The organism is Aeromicrobium sp. CFBP 8757 (assembly GCF_014841755.1).
Lineage (GTDB): Bacteria > Actinomycetota > Actinomycetes > Propionibacteriales > Nocardioidaceae > Aeromicrobium.
Genome location: NZ_JACYUM010000003.1, coordinates 180,340 through 198,349 on the forward strand (window position 1 = coordinate 180,340; position 18,010 = coordinate 198,349).

Annotated in this window: 22 protein-coding genes and 3 tRNA genes; 9 read left to right on the top strand and 16 right to left on the bottom strand. The window is 71.7% G+C overall.

All coding sequences use genetic code 11. The features are described 5' to 3' along the window. Positions 1 to 12: 12 nt before the first annotated feature. The 3 genes from nusG to IFT73_RS10490 form a co-directional block, all read right to left on the bottom strand. Complete coding sequence (nusG, locus tag IFT73_RS10480; RefSeq protein ID WP_371811237.1) at positions 13 to 777, bottom strand: transcription termination/antitermination protein NusG; 765 nt, start codon at positions 775 to 777, stop codon at positions 13 to 15. An 85-nt stretch (positions 778 to 862) separates the two neighbouring features. Continuing rightward, complete coding sequence (gene secE, locus IFT73_RS10485) at positions 863 to 1,084, bottom strand: preprotein translocase subunit SecE (protein WP_056606053.1); 222 nt, start codon at positions 1,082 to 1,084, stop codon at positions 863 to 865. 61 nt (positions 1,085 to 1,145) lie between these two features. Continuing rightward, positions 1,146 to 1,218: transfer RNA gene (locus tag IFT73_RS10490), tRNA-Trp, on the bottom strand. A gap of 177 nt (positions 1,219 to 1,395) precedes the next feature. On the opposite strand from IFT73_RS10490, the gene IFT73_RS10495 reads away from it, so the two are divergent. Beyond that, complete coding sequence (locus tag IFT73_RS10495) at positions 1,396 to 2,466, top strand: adenosine deaminase (RefSeq protein WP_192167579.1); 1,071 nt, start codon at positions 1,396 to 1,398, stop codon at positions 2,464 to 2,466. 52 nt (positions 2,467 to 2,518) lie between these two features. Next, positions 2,519 to 3,007, top strand: coding sequence for a DUF4190 domain-containing protein (locus tag IFT73_RS10500; protein WP_192167580.1), 489 nt, complete (start codon positions 2,519 to 2,521; stop codon positions 3,005 to 3,007). Here IFT73_RS10500 and IFT73_RS10505 read toward each other — a convergent pair. The 5 genes from IFT73_RS10505 to IFT73_RS10525 form a co-directional block, all read right to left on the bottom strand. After that, positions 3,004 to 4,023, bottom strand: coding sequence for a UDP-N-acetylmuramate dehydrogenase (locus tag IFT73_RS10505; RefSeq protein WP_192167581.1), 1,020 nt, complete (start codon positions 4,021 to 4,023; stop codon positions 3,004 to 3,006). The two genes, IFT73_RS10500 and IFT73_RS10505, sit on opposite strands and share 4 nt — an antisense overlap. A gap of 77 nt (positions 4,024 to 4,100) precedes the next feature. Continuing rightward, positions 4,101 to 4,271 (bottom strand): 50S ribosomal protein L33, encoded by a 171-nt coding sequence (gene rpmG, locus IFT73_RS10510; protein ID WP_056606042.1) that lies wholly within the window; start codon positions 4,269 to 4,271, stop codon positions 4,101 to 4,103. Between the two features lie 100 nt (positions 4,272 to 4,371). Continuing rightward, positions 4,372 to 4,445: transfer RNA gene (locus tag IFT73_RS10515), tRNA-Met, on the bottom strand. A gap of 65 nt (positions 4,446 to 4,510) precedes the next feature. Continuing rightward, a tRNA-Thr gene (locus IFT73_RS10520) sits at positions 4,511 to 4,583 on the bottom strand. Positions 4,584 to 4,688: 105 nt separating this feature from the next. Further along, positions 4,689 to 5,714 carry a quinone-dependent dihydroorotate dehydrogenase gene (locus tag IFT73_RS10525; protein ID WP_192167582.1) on the bottom strand — a complete coding sequence of 342 codons (1,026 nt, stop codon included), beginning with the start codon at positions 5,712 to 5,714 and terminating at the stop codon, positions 4,689 to 4,691. 121 nt (positions 5,715 to 5,835) lie between these two features. On the opposite strand from IFT73_RS10525, the gene IFT73_RS10530 reads away from it, so the two are divergent. Further along, positions 5,836 to 8,211: an ATP-binding cassette domain-containing protein gene (locus tag IFT73_RS10530; RefSeq protein ID WP_371811238.1), complete on the top strand. Its 2,376-nt coding sequence runs from the start codon at positions 5,836 to 5,838 to the stop codon at positions 8,209 to 8,211. Between the two features lie 42 nt (positions 8,212 to 8,253). After that, positions 8,254 to 8,442, top strand: a complete 189-nt coding sequence (locus IFT73_RS10535; RefSeq protein ID WP_192167584.1) for a hypothetical protein — start codon at positions 8,254 to 8,256, stop codon at positions 8,440 to 8,442. A 70-nt stretch (positions 8,443 to 8,512) separates the two neighbouring features. On the opposite strand, the gene IFT73_RS10540 is transcribed toward IFT73_RS10535, so the two are convergent. Continuing rightward, entirely contained in the window at positions 8,513 to 8,758 is a 246-nt protein-coding gene (locus IFT73_RS10540; RefSeq protein ID WP_192167585.1) for a hypothetical protein, read from the bottom strand. Between the two features lie 56 nt (positions 8,759 to 8,814). After that, positions 8,815 to 9,495, bottom strand: a complete 681-nt coding sequence (locus IFT73_RS10545) for a GAF and ANTAR domain-containing protein (protein ID WP_192167586.1) — start codon at positions 9,493 to 9,495, stop codon at positions 8,815 to 8,817. A gap of 339 nt (positions 9,496 to 9,834) precedes the next feature. Here IFT73_RS10545 and IFT73_RS10550 point away from each other — a divergent pair, with 339 nt between their 5' ends. Further along, positions 9,835 to 10,779 (top strand): iron-containing redox enzyme family protein, encoded by a 945-nt coding sequence (locus tag IFT73_RS10550; RefSeq protein ID WP_371811239.1) that lies wholly within the window; start codon positions 9,835 to 9,837, stop codon positions 10,777 to 10,779. Beyond that, positions 10,776 to 10,991, top strand: a complete 216-nt coding sequence (locus IFT73_RS10555) for a CDGSH iron-sulfur domain-containing protein (RefSeq protein WP_371811240.1) — start codon at positions 10,776 to 10,778, stop codon at positions 10,989 to 10,991. The genes IFT73_RS10550 and IFT73_RS10555 overlap by 4 nt, the downstream gene beginning before the upstream one ends. A 128-nt stretch (positions 10,992 to 11,119) precedes the next feature. On the opposite strand, the gene IFT73_RS10560 is transcribed toward IFT73_RS10555, so the two are convergent. Both IFT73_RS10560 and IFT73_RS10565 read right to left on the bottom strand, forming a co-directional pair. Next, positions 11,120 to 11,692: an RsmD family RNA methyltransferase gene (locus IFT73_RS10560; protein ID WP_197984000.1), complete on the bottom strand. Its 573-nt coding sequence runs from the start codon at positions 11,690 to 11,692 to the stop codon at positions 11,120 to 11,122. A gap of 65 nt (positions 11,693 to 11,757) precedes the next feature. Beyond that, positions 11,758 to 12,030: a Rho termination factor N-terminal domain-containing protein gene (locus tag IFT73_RS10565; RefSeq protein ID WP_192167807.1), complete on the bottom strand. Its 273-nt coding sequence runs from the start codon at positions 12,028 to 12,030 to the stop codon at positions 11,758 to 11,760. A 108-nt stretch (positions 12,031 to 12,138) separates the two neighbouring features. On the opposite strand from IFT73_RS10565, the gene IFT73_RS10570 reads away from it, so the two are divergent. Next, complete coding sequence (locus tag IFT73_RS10570) at positions 12,139 to 12,279, top strand: hypothetical protein (RefSeq protein ID WP_192167587.1); 141 nt, start codon at positions 12,139 to 12,141, stop codon at positions 12,277 to 12,279. Positions 12,280 to 12,292: 13 nt separating this feature from the next. On the opposite strand, the gene IFT73_RS10575 is transcribed toward IFT73_RS10570, so the two are convergent. Continuing rightward, positions 12,293 to 13,483 (bottom strand): GGDEF domain-containing protein, encoded by a 1,191-nt coding sequence (locus IFT73_RS10575; RefSeq protein ID WP_192167588.1) that lies wholly within the window; start codon positions 13,481 to 13,483, stop codon positions 12,293 to 12,295. A gap of 89 nt (positions 13,484 to 13,572) precedes the next feature. Further along, positions 13,573 to 15,096, bottom strand: coding sequence for a catalase (locus IFT73_RS10580; protein WP_192167589.1), 1,524 nt, complete (start codon positions 15,094 to 15,096; stop codon positions 13,573 to 13,575). A 101-nt stretch (positions 15,097 to 15,197) separates the two neighbouring features. On the opposite strand from IFT73_RS10580, the gene IFT73_RS10585 reads away from it, so the two are divergent. Next, positions 15,198 to 15,458: a hypothetical protein gene (locus IFT73_RS10585; RefSeq protein ID WP_192167590.1), complete on the top strand. Its 261-nt coding sequence runs from the start codon at positions 15,198 to 15,200 to the stop codon at positions 15,456 to 15,458. Positions 15,459 to 15,520: 62 nt separating this feature from the next. Beyond that, positions 15,521 to 16,402, top strand: a complete 882-nt coding sequence (locus tag IFT73_RS10590) for a hypothetical protein (protein ID WP_192167591.1) — start codon at positions 15,521 to 15,523, stop codon at positions 16,400 to 16,402. 178 nt (positions 16,403 to 16,580) lie between these two features. Here IFT73_RS10590 and IFT73_RS10595 read toward each other — a convergent pair whose 3' ends face one another. Continuing rightward, positions 16,581 to 16,745, bottom strand: coding sequence for a hypothetical protein (locus IFT73_RS10595; RefSeq protein WP_192167592.1), 165 nt, complete (start codon positions 16,743 to 16,745; stop codon positions 16,581 to 16,583). A 50-nt stretch (positions 16,746 to 16,795) separates the two neighbouring features. After that, complete coding sequence (locus IFT73_RS10600) at positions 16,796 to 17,974, bottom strand: alcohol dehydrogenase catalytic domain-containing protein (protein ID WP_192167593.1); 1,179 nt, start codon at positions 17,972 to 17,974, stop codon at positions 16,796 to 16,798. Positions 17,975 to 18,010 lie beyond the last annotated feature (36 nt).

An 18,010-nucleotide genomic window follows, 5' to 3' on the forward strand; every position in this document is an offset into this window, starting at 1 on the left:
CGTGCGGGCGGCTCAGACCTTCTGGATCTGGGTGAAGCTGAGCTCGACCGGGGTCTCGCGACCGAAGATCTCCACGAGGGCCTTGACCCTCTGTGCATCGATGTTGATCTCGGTGATGGTCGCGTGCAGCGTGGCGAACGGTCCATCGACGACCATGACGGAGTCCGCGACGGCGAAGTCGGAGAACTCGACCTTGGCGGCCTTCGTCTGCTGCTGGTCGGGGGCGTCGGCCGCGGTTGCGACCTCGGCCTCCACTGCCGGGGCGAGCATGCTCTCGACCTCGGCAAGACTGAGGGGCACGGGCTGGTGGGAGTTGCCCACGAAGCCCGTGACGGACGGGGTGTGGCGCACGACGCCCCACGACTCGTCGGTGAGGTCCATGCGGACCAGGACGTACCCGGGCAGGACCGTGCGCTTGACCAGCTTGCGCTGGCCGTTCTTGATCTCGGCGACCTCTTCGGTCGGGACGACGACCTCGAAGATGAAGTCCTCGGCGTTGAGCGAGGTGACCCGGTTCTCGAGGTTCGACTTCACGCGCTTCTCCATGCCGGAGTACGTGTGGACGACGTACCAGTCGCCGATCTGGCTGTACAGACGGTCCTTGAACTCCTGCAGGGCGTCGACCGGCGCGTCCTCGGCGGACTCGTCGTCGCCGGGCTCGTCGTCGGCCTGCTCGGTGGAGGACTCGATCGCGTCGTCGTCCTGGACGACGGGCTCGGCGGCCTCGGTCGCGTCGACGCCGGACGTCTCCTCGACGGGAGCGTCGATGGAGTCCACGTCGACGTTGTCTTCGTAACCTTGAGTCACTGTGATCCTTTGATGCGGGTGGGTGCCGTGAGGCGGGGCGGGGCGTCGGCCCCGGCTAGGCGAAGATCTTGAACGACAGCTGGCCGAAGCCGTAGTCGAGCCCGGCGACGATCGCCATCATGACGAGCACGAACACCAGGACGACCCAGAAGTAGTTGACGACCTGCGGACGCGTCGGCCAGACCACCTTGCGGAGCTCGGCGATCACCTGTCGGTAGAACGTGATCGGCGACGTGCGTTTGCCGGACGTGCCGGCCAGCTCGTGACGGTCGCTCACGGGACTCCTTCGTACTTCTCAAGATGCTCGGTGTGTGATGTCGCGGTGTCGTGATGTCTCGCAGGGCACGAGGGACTTGAACCCCCAACCTTCGGTTTTGGAGACCGATGCTCTACCAGTTGAGCTAGTGCCCTCAGTCAATTTCGCTCGTCGCCGCACCCGCTTGCGGGCATGACGATTCAGAGTGAATATTCACCGGTCCGTCAAGTGTACGCGGTGGCACGTCGCCTCGTCGAACCGAGGCGCGGCGACCGCGCGCGCGGCGACTGGCAGGATGGCCGGATGCAGGATCGAGCGGACAGGATCACCCGATGACCGACGGCGCGACGCCGGGTCGCGACGCCGTCCGCCCCCTGGCGGACCTGCCCAAGGCGCACCTGCACCTGCACTTCACGGGCTCGATGCGCCACGGGACGCTGCTCGAGCTCGCCGAGCGCGACGGCATCCGCCTGCCGCCCTCGCTGACCGACGAGTGGCCGCCCGAGCTCAGCACGATGGACGAGAAGGGCTGGTTCCGCTTCCAGCGCCTGTACGACGTCGCCCGCTCCGTCCTGCGGACCGAGGAGGACGTCCGCCGTCTCGTGCTCGAGGCGGCCCTCGACGACGCCGCCGACGGATCGGTCTGGACCGAGATCCAGGTCGACCCCTCGGGGTACGGCGCCCGGTTCGGCGGCATCACGGCCTTCACCGACCTGGTCATCGACGCGGTCCGCGAGGCCGGCGAGAAGGCCGGCATCGGCATGGGCCTGGTCGTCGCGGCCAACCGCACGCGTCACCCCCTCGACGCCCGCACGCTGGCGCGGCTGGCCGCGCAGTACGCGGGGCGCGGGGTCATCGGCTTCGGCCTCTCGAACGACGAGCGGCGCGGCGACACGACGGCGTTCGGACCGGCCTTCGCGATCGCCGAGCGCGCCGGGCTGGCCCTCGTCCCCCACGGCGGCGAGCTGCGCGGACCCGCCCACGTCACGCAGTGCCTCGACCACCTGCACCCCCACCGGCTCGGTCACGGCGTGCGCGCCGCCGAGAGCGAGGCGGTGCTCGGGCGTCTGGCCGAGTCGGGCGTCGCGCTCGAGGTCTGCCCGACGTCCAACGTCTCGCTCGGCGTCTACGCGACGCTCGAGGAGGTGCCCGTCCGCACGCTCACGGCGGCCGGCATCGACGTCGCCCTCGGCGCCGACGACCCGCTGCTGTTCGGCTCACGGCTCGGGGGGCAGTACGCCGTCCTGCGCGCCGCCCAGGACTTCTCCGACGTCGAGCTGGCCGAGCTGGCCCGCATGTCGATCCGCCGGTCGTACGCCCCGTCCGACCTCGTCGCGGCGTCGCTCGCGAACGTCGACGCATGGGTCGCCCGCGGCGACGCCTCGCGTCCCGCTCCCGGCTGACCGCGGCGCCCGAGACCGTCCCGGCGCACCTGCCCTGTGGCAGGCTGACGCCATGAGCGAGACACCCCGACCCGGTGACGCCGCAGGCGACCCGTCGCCGCACCCGCAGCAGCCTCCCGCGGGATCGGCGTACCCGCCCCCGACGCCCGGCGCCGGCTTCCCTCCCCCGCCGGGCGCGTACCCCTACGCCCGCCGCAAGCACAACGACGCGACGACCGCGATGGTGCTGGGCATCGTCTCGGTGTCGGGAGCGTTCATCTGCGCCGTGCCGGTGCTCATGGCGCCGTTCGCGTGGTACATGGGCGCCAAGGCCGAGCGCGAGATCGACGCCAGCAACGGCGCCCTCGACGGTCGCGGAGAGGCCTCGGCGGGCAAGATCCTGGGCATCATCGGCACGGTGCTGCTGGTGCTCGCGATCGCCGCGATCGTCGTCGTGGTCGTCCTGTCGCTGACGGTCGACGGCTTCTGGGACGACGACTACGACACGTACGAGTCGGTCGTCGGCGCGCTCGGGTCGCTCGGGTCGCTGTCGACCCGCTAGAGCGAGCAGCCCACGAGCACGGGCTCGTTGACGAGGGTGACGCCGTAGGCGCGCTGGACGCCGTCACGGACCTCGCGGGCCAGGTCGAGCAGCGCCGCGGTGGTGCCGTCGCCCCGGTTGGTCAGCGCCAGCGCGTGCTTGGTCGACAGGGCCACGCCGGCCGAGCCGTGACCCTTGACGAAGCCCGCGTGGTCGATCAGCCAGGCCGCGCTGGTCTTGACCGATCCGTCGGGCTGCTCGAAGCGCGGCGCGTCGGCGGGCAGCGCCGCGGCCTGGTCGGGCGACAGCAGCGGGTTGGTGAAGAACGAGCCGGCGCTCCACGTGTCGTGGTCGACGGGGTCGATGACCATGCCCTTGCCGCGGCGCAGCGCCAGCACCGCGTCGCGCACCGCCGCGGCGGGCGCCCGGTCGCCGACCTCGATGCCGAGGGCGCGGGCCAGCTCGCCGTAGACGACCGGCGTGCCGAGGTCGCCGAACGCGAGCTGGAACGTGACCGACAGGACGACGTACCGCTGCGGCTCGGCCTTGAAGCGGCTGTGACGGTACGAGAAGTCGCAGTCGGCGGCCGCGAACGTCCGGATGCGGCGGTCGTAGCGGTCGTACGTGCGGACCGAGGCGATCGTCTGCGAGACGTCCTGGCCGTAGGCCCCGACGTTCTGCACGGGGGTGGCGCCCGTCGAGCCGGGGATGCCCGCGAGCGCCTCGACGCCGACCCACCCCTGCTCGACGGCGTGGGCGACGAACAGGTCCCACGGCTCGCCGGCGGCGACCGTGACCGTCGCGCCGCTGCACGCGTCGCCGTCGACCGCGATGCCCCGCGTCAGGACCCGCACGACCGTGCCGTCGACGCCGTCGTCGGAGACCACGAGGTTGCTGCCGCCGCCGACCACCAGCAGGGCGTCGCCGGCCTCGTCGGCGACCCGGACGGTGTCGACGAGGTGCTGCTCGGAGGTGGCATCGATGACGGCCCGCGCGGGCCCTCCCAGGTGCAGGGTCGTCAGGTCGGCGAGGCGCATGGCGGCGACGCTAGCAGGCAATGACGAAGGCCCCCGGCTGCCGTCAGCAGCGGGGGCCTTCGTACCGGACACCAGGGTCAGCGGGTCTCGCGGTGCAGCGTGTGGCGCTTGTCACGCGGGCAGAACTTCATCAGATCCATGCGGTCGGGATCGTTGCGACGGTTCTTCTTGGTGATGTAGTTGCGTTCCTTGCACTCGGTGCAGGCCAAGGTGATCTTGGGACGAACGTCTGAGCTCTTGCTGGCCACGGGGTGCCTCTTCTTGGTCGATGTCGCTGACGTGGTGCCGGTGTGTTGCCGTGCCGGTGTGTTGCCGTGCCGGTGTCGAAGTGCCGGTGTGATCGTGCGGTAGCTGGGGCGGGACTCGAACCCGCGACCCCACGATTATGAGTCGTGTGCTCTAACCGACTGAGCTACCCAGCCACGGACGCGAGTTTCCTCTTGCCCGACGGACTCGCGACCCTGCGGACGCAGTGCTGCGATTCCAGAGCCCCTTTACGGAATCGAACCGTAGACCTTTTCCTTACCATGGAAACGCTCTGCCGACTGAGCTAAAGGGGCGTGCCGACGCTCAAACATACAGGGTCGCGGGCCCGGACACGAAATCGGGGGTCGAGGTTCGTCGACGTCCTGCCCCAGGGCCCGGGAACCCGGCGAATTCCGACCTCACGCCGTCGCCGCCGCGAGCCGCGACGGCCAGGCCGGACCCTCGTACACGAAGCCCGTGTAGCCCTGCACGAGGTCGGCCCCGGCCGCGAGGCGGGCCCGGACGTCGTCGGGCGTCGTCACCCCGCCGACCGCGATGATCGCGAGGCCGTCGCCGACCCGCTGCCGCAGCCGCACGAGCACCTCGGTGGCCCGCTCGGCCAGCACCGGGCCCGAGAGCCCGCCCGCCCCCGCCGCGTCGACGACCGACCGGTCGGTCAGCAGGGACGCGGGACGCGCGATCGTCGTGTTGGTCGCGCTGATGCCGTCGAGGCCCAGCTCGAGCGCCAGGTCCGCCACCGCGTCGACGTCCGCGTCGGCGAGGTCGGGCGCGATCTTGACCAGGAGCGGGACCCGGCCGCCCGGGGTGCGGTCGGCGACGTCCTTGACGGCCGCGAGCAGGGGACGCAGCTCGTCGACGGCCTGCAGGTCGCGCAGACCGGGCGTGTTGGGCGACGACACGTTGACGACGAGGTAGCTCGCGAAGGGTGCCAGCAGGCGTGCGCTCTCGACGTAGTCGGCGACGGCGTCGGCCGGCTCGACGAGCTTGGTCTTGCCGATGTTGACCCCGATGACGGCGTCGCGCCCCGCCGCCGTCCGGCGCAGGCGGTGCAGCCGGGCGGCCACCGCGGCGGCGCCGTCGTTGTTGAAGCCCATGCGGTTGACGATCGCGCGGTCGTCGACCAGGCGGAACAGCCGGGGCCGCGGGTTGCCGGGCTGGGCGCGGGCCGTGACGGTGCCGATCTCGACGTGCCCGAAACCCAGCGCGAGCAGGCCGGGGACGGACCGAGCGTTCTTGTCGAAGCCCGCCGCCAGCCCGAAGCCGTTCGGGAACTCGATGCCCATGACGGTGCGGGGCGCACGGGTCTGCGCGAACACGTGACGCGTGATGGGGCGGCCCGCGCGGATCGCGAGGAAGCCGCGCTCGTGCGCCTTCTCGGGGTCCATCGAGCGGAAGACGACGTCGAACAGGGTGCGATAGACCACGACCGCAGCGTATCCGCCCCCCGGCCCGGCGCGGACCACAGCACTCGGGCCCGGTCGTCGCCCCACGTCTTTCACGTCAGGACGGGTGCGGCGGACGGTCTCGGCGTGGGATCATCGCGGTGTGAGCCAGCCCACCCGAGCGTCGTCCCACGTCGCCGACGGCCACGACCTGATCCGCGTCGTGGGGGCCCGGCAGAACAACCTCAAGGACGTCAGCGTCGAGCTGCCCAAGCGGCGGCTCACGGTCTTCACCGGGGTCTCCGGCTCGGGCAAGAGCTCGCTGGTCTTCGCGACGATCGCCGCGGAGTCCCAGCGCATGATCAACGAGACGTACAGCGCGTTCGTGCAGGGCTTCATGCCCTCGGCGGCGCGACCCGACGTCGACGTGCTGTCAGGCCTCACCACCGCGATCGTCGTCGACCAGGAGCGCATGGGCTCGGACCCCCGCTCGACGGTCGGCACCGCGACCGACGTCAACGCGATGCTGCGCATCCTGTTCAGCCGGTTCGGCGAGCCGCACGTCGGCGGCCCCCAGGCGTTCTCGTTCAACGTTGCGTCGATGACCGGCGCCGGGGCCGTCACGGTCGAGAAGGGCGGTCGCGAGACCAAGGAGCGCCGCAGCTTCGCGGTCGTCGGGGGCATGTGCCCGCGCTGCGAGGGCCGGGGCACCGTCAACGACGTCGACCGGACGGCGCTGTACGACGAGACGAAGTCGATCAACGAGGGCGCCCTGACGATCCCCGGCTGGAGCATGGACGGCTGGCAGGGGCGCATCCTGCGCGGCGTCGGGCTGTTCGACTGCGACAAGCCCATCGCGTCGTTCACGGCCGAGGAGCTCGACGCGCTGCTGCACCGCGAGGCCACCAAGATCACGGTCGACGGCATCAACCTGACGTACCTCGGCATCGTCCCGCAGATCACGAAGTCGTTCCTGAGCAAGGACGTCGAGGCGATGCAGCCGCACGTCCGTGCCTTCGTCGAGCGCGCCGTCACGTTCACGACGTGCCCCGACTGCGACGGCACCCGGCTGAACGCGCTCGCCCGCTCGTCGACGGTCCGCGGCAGCAGCATCGCCGACCTGTGCGCGCTGCAGATCAGCGACCTCGCGACCTGGCTCCGCGACACCGAGGCGCCCGGTGCGGAGCCCCTGCTCGAGGCCCTCGCGGCGACGCTCGGCTCGTTCGTCGACATCGGGCTGGGCTACCTGTCGCTCGACCGTCCGTCGGGGACGCTGTCGGGGGGCGAGGCGCAGCGCACCAAGATGATCCGCCACCTCGGCTCGGCGCTGACCGACGTCACGTACGTCTTCGACGAGCCGACGATCGGGCTGCACCCCCACGACGTCGAGCGGATGAACCGGCTCCTGCTGCGCCTGCGCGACAAGGGCAACACCGTGCTCGTCGTCGAGCACAAGCCCGAGGCCATCGCGATCGCCGACCACGTCGTCGACCTGGGACCGGGCGCCGGTGCCGCGGGCGGGCACATCGTCTTCGAGGGGACGCTCGAGGGCCTGCGCGCCGCCGACACCCTGACGGGTCGCCACCTCGACGACCGCGCCACCCTGAAGGACGAGGTGCGCTCCCCCACCGGCGCGCTCGAGGTGCGGGGCGCGTCGACCCACAACCTGCGCGACGTCGACGTCGACGTGCCGCTCGGCGTGCTGACGGTCGTCACCGGCGTCGCGGGCTCGGGCAAGAGCTCCCTGGTGCACGGCTCACTGCAGGGCCGCGAGGGAGTCGTCGTGATCGACCAGGCCCCGATCAAGGGCTCGCGCCGCAGCAACCCCGCGACGTACACGGGCCTGCTCGACCCCGTCCGCAAGGCGTTCGCGAAGGCCAACGGCGTCAGGCCCGCGCTGTTCAGCGCGAACTCCGAGGGCGCGTGCCCCGTGTGCAACGGGGCGGGCGTCGTCCACCCGGATCTCGGCATCGTCGCGGCCGCACCCGCGCCGTGCGAGGCGTGCGAGGGACGACGCTTCCAGGCCGAGGTGCTGGCGTACCGGTTCGGCGGCAGGACCATCGACGACGTGCTGACGATGTCGGTCGACGAGGCCGAGCGTTTCTTCGCCGACGGCGACGGACGCCTGCCCGCCGCCCACCGGGTGCTGGAGCGGCTCGCCCGCGTCGGGCTCGGCTACCTGACGATCGGCCAGCCGCTGACGACCCTGTCGGGCGGCGAGCGGCAACGGCTCAAGCTCGCGGTGCGGATGGCCGACGACGGCGGCGTCTACGTGCTCGACGAGCCGACGACCGGGCTGCACCTCGCCGACGTCGAGCAGCTGCTGGGCCTGCTGGACGACCTCGTCGACTCCGGCACGTCGGTCGTCGTCATCGAGCACCACCAGGCCGTCATGGCGCACGCCGACTGGATCATCGACGTGGGGCCCGGAGCGGGCCACGACGGCGGGCGCATCGTGTTCGAGGGCACGCCGCGCGATCTGGTCGCCGACGGGTCGACGCTGACGGCGCGTCACCTGGCGGCGTACGTCGGAGCCTGACCGGGCGGTTTCGCGCCCGCGGCACGGGGGTACGTTCGGCGCATGACCGAACCTGCGAACGACCCCCAGACCACCCCCGTCGACGCCGACGGGCAGCCCGTTGTCGCGCCCGACACCCAGAGCGACCCGGCCCTCGACAACGGCGACTCGACCGACTGGTCGTCCGAGGGCGGCGCGGCGACCGAGGGCCCGGCGACCGACACCGACAACGACGACGTCAGCGGCTCCTGAGCCGTCCCGACCGCCCGCCCCGGCGCCTCCTCGACGACATGAGGGCGCCGGGGCGGAGTCGTCGGTCGGGCTAGAGCTTGGCCTCGTCGATGTCGTCGCCCGCCTTGCCGCGGATGATCGTCTGCAGCATCGCGCTGGCCGCGCCGATCGCGCCGAGGCCGAAGAATGCGTACACCCACGCGTCGCGCAGCACCTCGGCCTGGACGAGGACGATGCCGATGATCGCGACGCCCACGGCGGCGACCGAGACGATCAGCCCGATCGACCACCGACGGTTGAGGTCGTGACGCTTCTGCCTGCGGGTTCGAGATGCCATGACGCCCACCTACCCCACGCGACGCCGTCCCAATCGTCCTGACGGGGTCGAGGACCCTACTCGGGCCGGGCGTTGGCGTTGCGCTGCACCACGATCGCCTCGGCGACGGCGTGCAGGCGGCGGTTCTCGTGCTGCGAGATGCGGCGCAGGAAGTCGAAGGCGGCATCGGCGTCGATGTCGAACTTCTGCATCAGGATGCCCTGGGCCTGGGCGATCGTGGTGCGCGACTCGAGGGCCGTCTCGAGGCCCGCGGCCCGCTCGGCGGCCGCGAACGCCGTCGTGGCGTGCGCCGCGAGCACCTCGGCCAGCTCGACGTCGGCCGGGGTGAACGCGTGGACGCGGTCGGCGTAGATGTTCAGTGATCCGTAGCCCCGCTCGCGGGTGGCCAGGCGCACGCCGATCGCGCTCAGGATGCCGATGTCGACGACGGCCGGACCCCATCGGGGCCAGCGCGGGTCGTTCGCGACGTCGTTGGCGACGTACGTCGCGCGGCCCGTGATGGCGTCGAGGCACGGGCCCTCGTCGAACTGCGACTGCAGCTGGTGGGCCTGGTCGACCCGCTCGGTCGTCGCGGCCGGGGTCTCGACCTTCTGGCGCGTCACGACGCGCATGACGCCGGCGTCGTCGGCGTCGAGCACCAGGCGCGCGTAGTGGCTGACCCGCTCGAGGATGCTCCGTGGATCACGGTCCTGCTCGAGCTCGAGCGCCATGTCCGCCAGGACGCGGGGACCGTCCATGTCGATCGCCCTCCTTCTGCACCGCCGGCACGTGCCGGAACGTCGCGACGATCCTATGCCGGTCCGGGCGCTCCCGCTGACGTGGGCAGAGGCCGTGCCCTAGTCCGCACGCCCTCTGCCCACTTTCCGCCAGGTCGCCGCTGTGTGCTCAACGGCCACCACACCCTCTTGGTTACCCACTGGCACCGGCCTGAGACACGTCGCCGGTTGACGGTCCCCCATCCGGGTACCTCACGGACGCCCAGTCGAGCACACGGCCGGAGCAGCCCGAACCCCGAGGAGCATCCTCATGCCCCACCTCCTGCCCGTCCCCGCGCCAACCCGTCCGCGAGCGTCGTCGTGCTGACCCCCAAGGGCCGCGGCTCGCTCAGCGAGACCGCCTTCCAGGCGATGCGGTCGACGTCGCCCGACTACTCGCCGCTGCTGTCGACCCCCGCCGACGACGCCGAGGACCTCCACGTCACGCTGTGGGCCCTGCACGAGCTGCACTACCGCGGCTTCGAGGACGTCGACGACGACCGCGAGTGGCAGCCGGAGCTCATCGCCCTGCGCCGCTCGCTCGAGGCGACGTTCGAGCGCACCCTGCGTGACCGTGCACCCGACGCCTGGCCCGAGGGCGACTTCGCCGACGCCTTCTTCGCGTACGTCGCGTCGCACGACGGAGCCTCGCTGGCCGCGCAGGTGCAACGTCACACGACCCACGAGCAGACGCTCGAGCTGCTGCGCATGCGCTCGATCTACCACCTGAAGGAGTCCGACCCGTCCGCGTGGCTCGTGCCGCGGCTGCCGGACCGCACCAAGGCGGCGCTGATGGAGCTGCAGTTCGACGAGTACGGCGGCGGCGACCCGACGCGGCTCCACGCGACGCTGTTCGCGCGCGGGATGGACGACTGCGGGCTGCGCGACGAGTACGGCGCCTACATCGACGACGTGCCGCTCGAGGTGCTCGAGGAGAACAACGCGATGTCGCTGTTCGGCCTGAACCGTCGTCTCCGCGGGGCGTCGCTGGGTCACCTGGCGGCGTTCGAGGCGACCAGCAGCATCCCGTCGCGCCGCATGGCGCAGGGGCTGCGGCGCCTCGGCCTGCCCGACTCGATGGCCGAGTACTACGACGAGCACGTCGCGGCCGACGCGGTGCACGAGCAGCTGGCGGTCCGGACGATCTGCGGGTCACTGCTCGACGAGGAGCCGGCGCTGCGCGACGACATGTTCCTCGGCGCCTTCACGTGCCTGGACCTCGAGGACCGCTTCGCGCGGCGCATGCTCGAGGGGTGGGCCGCGTGAGCGACGACGAGCAGGGCGGCGAGCACCCCACCGTGATCCTCTGCGCGGGCGGCCCGATGCTGCTGCGCGGCGACCACGTGATCGAGGACGCCGACGGCGTGCGGCACCGCACGACCCGACCCGTCAGCGCGGTGTGCCGCTGCGGCAAGTCATCGATGCAGCCGTGGTGCGACGGCACCCACAAGCTGATCCCCGAGAAGTCCCGCCCCTAGCCCCCGATCGCCGACGAGTCACCCACGCCCAGCGACGAGTCACTCATGCCCGGCCGCGAGTCACCGGGCGTGACTCGCGAGCGGGACTACGTGACTCGTCGACGGGACTACGTGACTCGTCGGCGGGACTACGTGACTCGTGGGCGGAGCTCGACCAGGACGCCGCGCTCGAAGACGCGGGTCTCGGCGGTGCGCAGGCCGGAGCCGCCCTGCCGCAGGTGCTCGTCGAGGGCTCGCACCTGGTCGGACGTGCCGACCTGCAGGATCGCGGTCCCGCCCGGCAGGAGGTGACGGGCGATGACGTCGCAGCACGTGCGGGCCAGGTCGAGACCGTCGTCGCCGCCGTCGATCGCGATCGACGGGTCGTCGGGGAACTCGCCGATGCCGGCCGACGGCACCCACGGCGGATCGGCGACGACGACCGCGAACCGCTCGCCGTCGTCCAGCACCTCGTCGATCCGCCCGTGCCGGACGCTCACGCGGTCCGCCAACCCGGCCCGGTCGACGTTGGTGCGGGCGAGCTCGACGGCGGCCGGGTTCAGGTCGACCATGACGAGCTCGCGCCGCGAGGCGGCCACGGCCGCGAGCCCGATGTGTCCCGCTCCCGCGAACAGCTCGAGCACCCGACCCTCGGGGGCCGTGGCCGCGACGTCCGCGGCCCACTGCGACTGCGCGAGCGTCCAGGCGCGGGGGCGCAGCACGCGGTCGTCGAAGGCGATGGTCAGTCCCCCGAAGTCGATCTCGGAGGCCGCGCCGGTGCCGGTGATCAGTGCTCCCGCAGCATCGTCACGAGCTCGGACTTCTTCTTGTCCGAGTAGCCGCTGAGGCCGAGCTCCTTCGCCCGCGCCCGCAGGTCGTCGACGGTCCAGTCGTCGTACGACCCGGACGCCCCGCCCTTCGCGCCGACGGACTCGGCCGAACGGCCCTTCTGCGCGGCCGCGTTCGAGATGCGGGCTGCCTTCTCCTTGGACGCGCCCTGGTCGCGCAGCGCCTCGTACATCTCGGGCTTCTTGAGGCTGGGGTCCTTCTTCGGGGGCATCGTGGCTCCTTCGGCGGTCGGTGGGTGCCGGACGGTCCGTACCCACCGCAACCTGCCGTACGCACCCCGGGACGGTTTACCGGTCGGCCCAGTGGGCACGACGGCGTCATGACGTCACCCACCGACACCACGACCGCGCCCGAGCCGTCGAGCCCCGCCGACAACCCGGGCCAGCTGCCCACCGACCCCGACACCGAGGGCAACCCGGTGACCCCGCCCAACCCGGCGGAGAACCCGACGCGCGCCTGAGCGCGTCGGCCGGTCAGCCCCGGCCGGGACGGTCGTCGCTGCTCAGGATCACGCGGTCGCGCCCCGTCGCCTTGGCCTCGTAGAGCGCCCGGTCGGCCCGGTCGATCGCATCGGCCAGGTCGGTGCCGTCGTCAGCGGCGGCGATGCCGTAGCTGACCGTCGGGAAGGGCATGCCGTTGGGCGTGGCGGTCTCGCGCAGCCGTCCGCTGATCTGACCCGCGATCTGCTCGGCGCGCGCCGTCGGCACGTCGGGCAGGAAGATGATGAACTCCTCGCCCCCGTAGCGGCCCACGAGGTCGGACGACCGCACGATGCCGCGGCACGTCGCGGCGAAGGCCTGCAGCGCGTAGTCGCCGGCCGGGTGACCGTAGGTGTCGTTGACGGCCTTGAAGAAGTCGAGGTCGGCGAGGATCAGCGAGCCCTGCGCCCCGCTGCGGTTCTTGGCGCGCCACTCGGCCGACGCCTGCCGCATGAACTCGGTGCGGTTGAGCAGCCCCGTGAGCCCGTCACGCGTGGCCTGGGAGCGCAGCTCCTCGGTCTCGCGCTCGTAGCTGAGCGACGTCATGCTGAACGAGATCGCCGCGAGCAGCACCGTCGTCACGAGCGTCGTGACCTCCGAGCCGAAGTAGCGCTCGAACACCTCGCCGTCGGGCCCGACCCACACGAACGACACGAACCGCATCGCGTAGTACGCCGAGAACCCGCCCGACATGATCGCCAGCGTGCGCACGGCCGGTGAGAACGTCGCCTCGCGCCGCAGCAGCTCGGCCGGGCTGGGGCGAACCAGCCACAGCTCGCGCGACGCCAGCGCGACCGTCAGCGACATCGAGGCCAGCATCACCGCGCCACCGGCCCACGTGTTGGTGGCCGGATCGTCCAGCACCGCCGCGACGGCCGTCAGGACGGGACCCGTCGCGAACGGGGCCCACTGGAACCCGCGGCCGCCCAGGGCACGGGTCCCGCCCCACACGCTGCTCGTCCCGGCGACGAGCAGCGTGCTGCCGAGGGGGTTCGCCCACACCTGCTGCGACGTGCCGTCGAGCAGGTAGGCGCCCGAGCCGGCGACGAACAGCGCCAGCGCGGCGCACCACCACGCGCAGTACGTGGACCGGCTGGTGCGGTACGAGACGAAGTAGAACAGGACCAGCATCGTCAGGGCGACGACACCGAACGCCACGCGGAGCGATGTCGTGTCGAGCCCCATCGCCGTCCACCCCCGTCGCGCGCCGTCCCCGTCGACCACGATTCTGTCACGGGCGGTGGCGTGTCAGCGCCGATGTGACACCGATCGCGTCACGCTTTGTCCTGCATGCTCGACCGCGCGTCGTTGCCCTGCTCACCGGCCTTGGGATCGAGCTCGTCCTGCTTGTCGTGGACGCCCTGCTCGATGCGGCCGCCGAGGTCGTCGTCGATCTGGCGCCAGTACGCGAACGCACGCGCCAGGACGGCGTCGCTGACGCCGTTGAGCAGGTGCCCCACGACGTTGTCGACGAGTCGGTCGCGTGCGGCGTCGTCCATGACGTCGCGGACCAGCGTGCCGGCCTGCGTCCAGTCGTCGTCCTCGGGACGCAGCGTGTAGGCCGCGCGGACCATCTCGCCGTCGGAGCGCCAGCGTCCGCCGTCGTCCGTCAGGCTCGGATCGGCCGCGGGGCCGCCGTACGAGTTGGGTGCGTAGACCGGATCGGTGACGTTGTCCATCCGCATCGCGCCGTCCTTGGAGTAGCTGTTGACGGGCGACTTGGGACGGTTGACGGGGATCTGCCGGTAGTTGACGCCCAGCCGTGCGCGGTGGGCGTCGGAGTAGCTGAAGCCACGGGCCAGCAGCATCTTGTCGGGCGACAGGCCCGTCCCGGCGACCGAGTTGTTGGGCTCGAACGAGGCCTGCTCGATCTCGGTGTGGTAGTCCGTGACGTTGCGGTCGAGCGTCAGACGGCCCACCTCGTGCAGCGGGTAGTCCTCGTGCGGCCAGACCTTGGTCAGGTCGAAGGGGTTGATGCGGTAGGTCTTGGCGTCCTCGAACGGCATGATCTGCATCTTGAGCGTCCAGCTGGGGTGCTCGCCGTCGCGGATGTGCTCGAAGAGGTCGCGCTGGTGGTAGTCGGTGTCGGCCGACGCCATCTGGTCGGCCTCGTCCTGCGTGAAGAACTCGATGCCCTGGTCGGTCTTGAAGTAGTACTTGACCCAGAACTGCTCGCCCTCGGCGTTGATCCACGAGTACGTGTGGCTCGAGTAGCCGTTCATGTGCCGCCACGTGCGCGGGATGCCGCGATCGCCCATGAGCCACGCGACCTGGTGCGCCGACTCGGGCACGGCGGTCCAGAAGTCCCACTGCATGTCGTGGTCGCGCAGGTTGTTGTCGGAGCGGCGCTTCTGCGAGCGGATGAAGTGCTGGAACTTCATGGGGTCGCGGATGAAGAAGACCGGCGTGTTGTTGCCGACCATGTCGAAGTTGCCCTCGGTGGTGTAGAACTTCAGCGAGAAGCCGCGGGGGTCGCGCCACGTGTCCGGGCTGCCGCGCTCGCCGGCGACGGTCGAGAAGCGCGACAGCACCTCGGTCTTCGTGCCGGGCTGGAAGACCGCGGCGCGCGTGAACGCGCTGACGTCGTGCGTGACCTCGAACGTGCCGAAGGCGCCACCGCCCTTGGCGTGCGGCTGACGCTCGGGGATGCGCTCGCGGTTGAAGTTGGCCATCTGCTCGATCAGGTAGTGGTCCTGCAGCAGCAGCGGACCGTCCGGGCCGACCGAGAGGGAGTACTCGTCGCTCGCGACGGGGACTCCCGCGTCGGTCGTGGTGGGACGGGGTGCGGGGTCGGTCATGGGGTGCGGTCCTTCCGAGGGGTGGAGCGGTGTCGACGGTGGTACCCCGTCGTCGGCGGCCGAACCGGTTTGGTCCGGCGGCCCCCGGGTACCGTGCCGCCATGAGCGAGACGACGGACGACGTCCGGACCGCGGGTACCGATGCCGACCACGCCGAGGTCACGGTGGGGCCGAGCCTCAGCGAGGTCGACGCCGAGGTGCGCGCCAAGCTGACGGGTCAGCCGGTCGCCGCGATCGCCGAGCAGTCCGAGCAGGCGTTCGCCACGATCGGGGTGCGGCTGACGGGTGAGCAGCTCGCCGACTATGCCGACGCCGTCAGCACGGGCTCGGCGTTCGCGCTCGAGCCCGTCCCCGAGGGCTGAGCCGCACGCCCCGGTCCGCGCCGCACCCTGCTGACGGCGTCTTCGCGCAGGTCGCCGCCCGGTTGTACGCGCTGCCGCCGCGGGAGTTCGTCGCGTCGCGCGCGGCCGAGGTCGCCGCGCTGAAGCAGGCGGGCGACGCCGACAGGGCACGTGCCGTGGCCGCGCTGCGGAAGCCCGGCGTCGCGGTGGGGCTCGTCAACGCCGTCGTCCGGGAGCATCCCGGGCTGGTGGACGAGCTGCGGGACGTCGGCAGGCGTCTGCGCGCCGCGAGCGTCGGCGGCGACCCCGACGACGTCCGTGCGGTCGACCGCGAGAGACGGACGACGATCCGGCGCTGCGTCACCGCCGCCGAGGAGGTCGCCGACGGCTGGGGCGCCCCCGCGAGCGCCGCGACCCTCCGGGACGTGGAGCAGACGTTCTGGGCCGCCCTCGTCGACGTCGCCGCGTTCGCGACGGTTCGCGGAGGTGCGCTGCTGACGCCGCTCGCACCGAACGGCTTCGGCGACGTGGACGTGTCGGGGGCGTCGGCCGTCCCGGTGGACGTCGAGGAGGACCCACCGGTCGCGCGGCGGGCGCCGAGACCGCGTCAGGAGAAGCAGACGGAGGCGGTCCGGGACGTGCCCGACGAGGGTGCCGTCGACGACGAGGCGCTGGTCGCGGCGCGGGAGCAGGTCGCCACGAGCGAGCACGACCTCGACGAGGCCCAGCGCGCCGCGGTCGAGGCGTCGGAGCGGGCGGCGGCGGCCGGAGGGCGGGTGGTCGATCTCAAGGACGAGCTCGCCGCGGTGCGTCGCCGACTCGTCGAGGTCGAGAGCGAGCTGCGGGACGCCGGCTCGGAGGAGCGTCGGGCGTCCGCCGGTCTCAAGGACGCCGAGCGGGTGCGCCGCACCGCGGGCGAGGCGCTGGAGCGCGCCCGTCGCGCGGTGCGGGCCCTCGATCCCTGACCCCGCGGTTCACCACGCCGGCGTGGTCAACCCGGTCCGGGCGCAGCACCCCGCGTCCCGGCGCGGCAACCCGTGTCCAGGCGTGGCATGCCTGCCCTGCCCGGAACCGACATCCCCTGCCGGCGTGGTGGACCGAGGACCGGTTTCCCCTGCCGGCGCGGTGAACCGACGACGGGGGTCAGTGGACGGCGCGGTAGCCGATGCTGCCGGCGGCCAGGCCCAGCGCGACGATCACGACGCCCGGGACCCACGCGCTGACCAGCAGGAACGCGAGGCCGGTGAGCGCCACGACGAAGCCGATCAGTGTCAGCAGGACGGCGGTCTGGGAGTCGATCTTCGGCACCCCACCACGGTAGGCCGATCGCCCAAGGCGACCGGCCCGCCGGGCGTCCGTCACGGCTTGAACAGGACCTTGATGGCCCCGTCCTGCTTCTTCTGGAACATCTCGTAGGCCGCGGGGGCCTCCTCGAGCGTCAGGTGGTGCGTCGCGAACGACTCGAGACCCAGCGGGTCGGACGAGTCCTCCGCGAGCGGCAGGAGGTCGTCGATCCAGTTCTTGACGTTGGCCTGGCCCATGCGCAGCGACAGCTGCTTGTCGAAGATCAGCTGCATCGAGAACGGGTCGGCCGCACCGGCGTACACGCCGCTGATCGAGACCGTGCCCCCGCGCCGCACGGCCTGGAACGCCAGGTCGAGCGCCGCCAGGCGGTCCGTGCTGGCGTTCGTCATGAGCGGGCGCGACAGGGCCTTCGGCAGCAGGCCCACGACCTTCTGCGCGGCCTCGGCCACGCCGGACCCGTGCGCCTCCATGCCGACGGCCTCGAGCGCCGCGTCGGCACCGCGGCCGCCGGTCAGCTCCTGCACCGCCGCCACGGCGTCGCCCGCCAGCAGGTCGATCGTCTCGACGCCGAGCGAGGCCGAGCGCGCCAGGCGCTCGGGCACGAGGTCGACCCCGATGACCCGGACGCCGCGCAGCATCGCGATGCGGGCCGCCATCTCGCCGATCGGGCCGAGGCCCACGACGAGCAGCGTGTCACCCGCCGAGACGCCCGAGTACTCGACGCCCTGGTAGGCCGTCGGGGCGACGTCCGACAGGTACACGAACCGCTCGTCGCTGTAGTCGCTCTCGATCTTGATCGGCCCGTAGTTGCCGTGCGGGACGCGCAGCAGCTCGGCCTGTCCGCCCGGCACCGCGCCGTAGAGGTCGGTGTAGCCGAAGAGCGCCGCGCCCATGCCGTACTCGCGCACCTGCGTCACCTCGCACTGCGTCTGCAGGCCGCGCGAGCACATGAAGCACGAGCCACAGGCGATCTGGAACGGGATGACGACGCGGTCGCCGATCGCGAGGTCCGTCACGGCCGAACCGCGCTCGACGACACGTCCCATCGGCTCGTGGCCCAGGATGTCGCCGGGGTGCAGGAACGGACCGAGCGGGTCGTACAGGTGCAGGTCCGACCCGCACAGGCCCGAGGTCGTGACCTGGATGATGATGTCGTCCGGCTCGACGATCTTCGGGTCCGGGACGGTCTCGACGCTGACGTTCCTCTTGCCCTGCCAGGTCAGTGCGCGCACGGATGATCTCCTTCGTCGTGGTGTCGCGGCACGCTG

What these genes read in the sequence shown, in the direction of transcription:
- IFT73_RS10495 (WP_192167579.1), top strand. Translation starts at nt 1,396, where the DNA reads ATGACCGACGGCGCGACGCCGGGTCGCGACGCCGTCCGCCCCCTGGCG.
- IFT73_RS10500 (WP_192167580.1), top strand. Translation starts at nt 2,519, where the DNA reads ATGAGCGAGACACCCCGACCCGGTGACGCCGCAGGCGACCCGTCGCCG.
- IFT73_RS10505 (WP_192167581.1), bottom strand. Translation starts at nt 4,023, where the DNA reads ATGCGCCTCGCCGACCTGACGACCCTGCACCTGGGAGGGCCCGCGCGG.
- IFT73_RS10535 (WP_192167584.1), top strand. Translation starts at nt 8,254, where the DNA reads ATGACCGAACCTGCGAACGACCCCCAGACCACCCCCGTCGACGCCGAC.
- IFT73_RS10540 (WP_192167585.1), bottom strand. Translation starts at nt 8,758, where the DNA reads ATGGCATCTCGAACCCGCAGGCAGAAGCGTCACGACCTCAACCGTCGG.
- IFT73_RS10545 (WP_192167586.1), bottom strand. Translation starts at nt 9,495, where the DNA reads ATGGACGGTCCCCGCGTCCTGGCGGACATGGCGCTCGAGCTCGAGCAG.
- IFT73_RS10565 (WP_192167807.1), bottom strand. Translation starts at nt 12,030, where the DNA reads ATGCCCCCGAAGAAGGACCCCAGCCTCAAGAAGCCCGAGATGTACGAG.
- IFT73_RS10570 (WP_192167587.1), top strand. Translation starts at nt 12,139, where the DNA reads ATGACGTCACCCACCGACACCACGACCGCGCCCGAGCCGTCGAGCCCC.
- IFT73_RS10575 (WP_192167588.1), bottom strand. Translation starts at nt 13,483, where the DNA reads ATGGGGCTCGACACGACATCGCTCCGCGTGGCGTTCGGTGTCGTCGCC.
- IFT73_RS10580 (WP_192167589.1), bottom strand. Translation starts at nt 15,096, where the DNA reads ATGACCGACCCCGCACCCCGTCCCACCACGACCGACGCGGGAGTCCCC.
- IFT73_RS10585 (WP_192167590.1), top strand. Translation starts at nt 15,198, where the DNA reads ATGAGCGAGACGACGGACGACGTCCGGACCGCGGGTACCGATGCCGAC.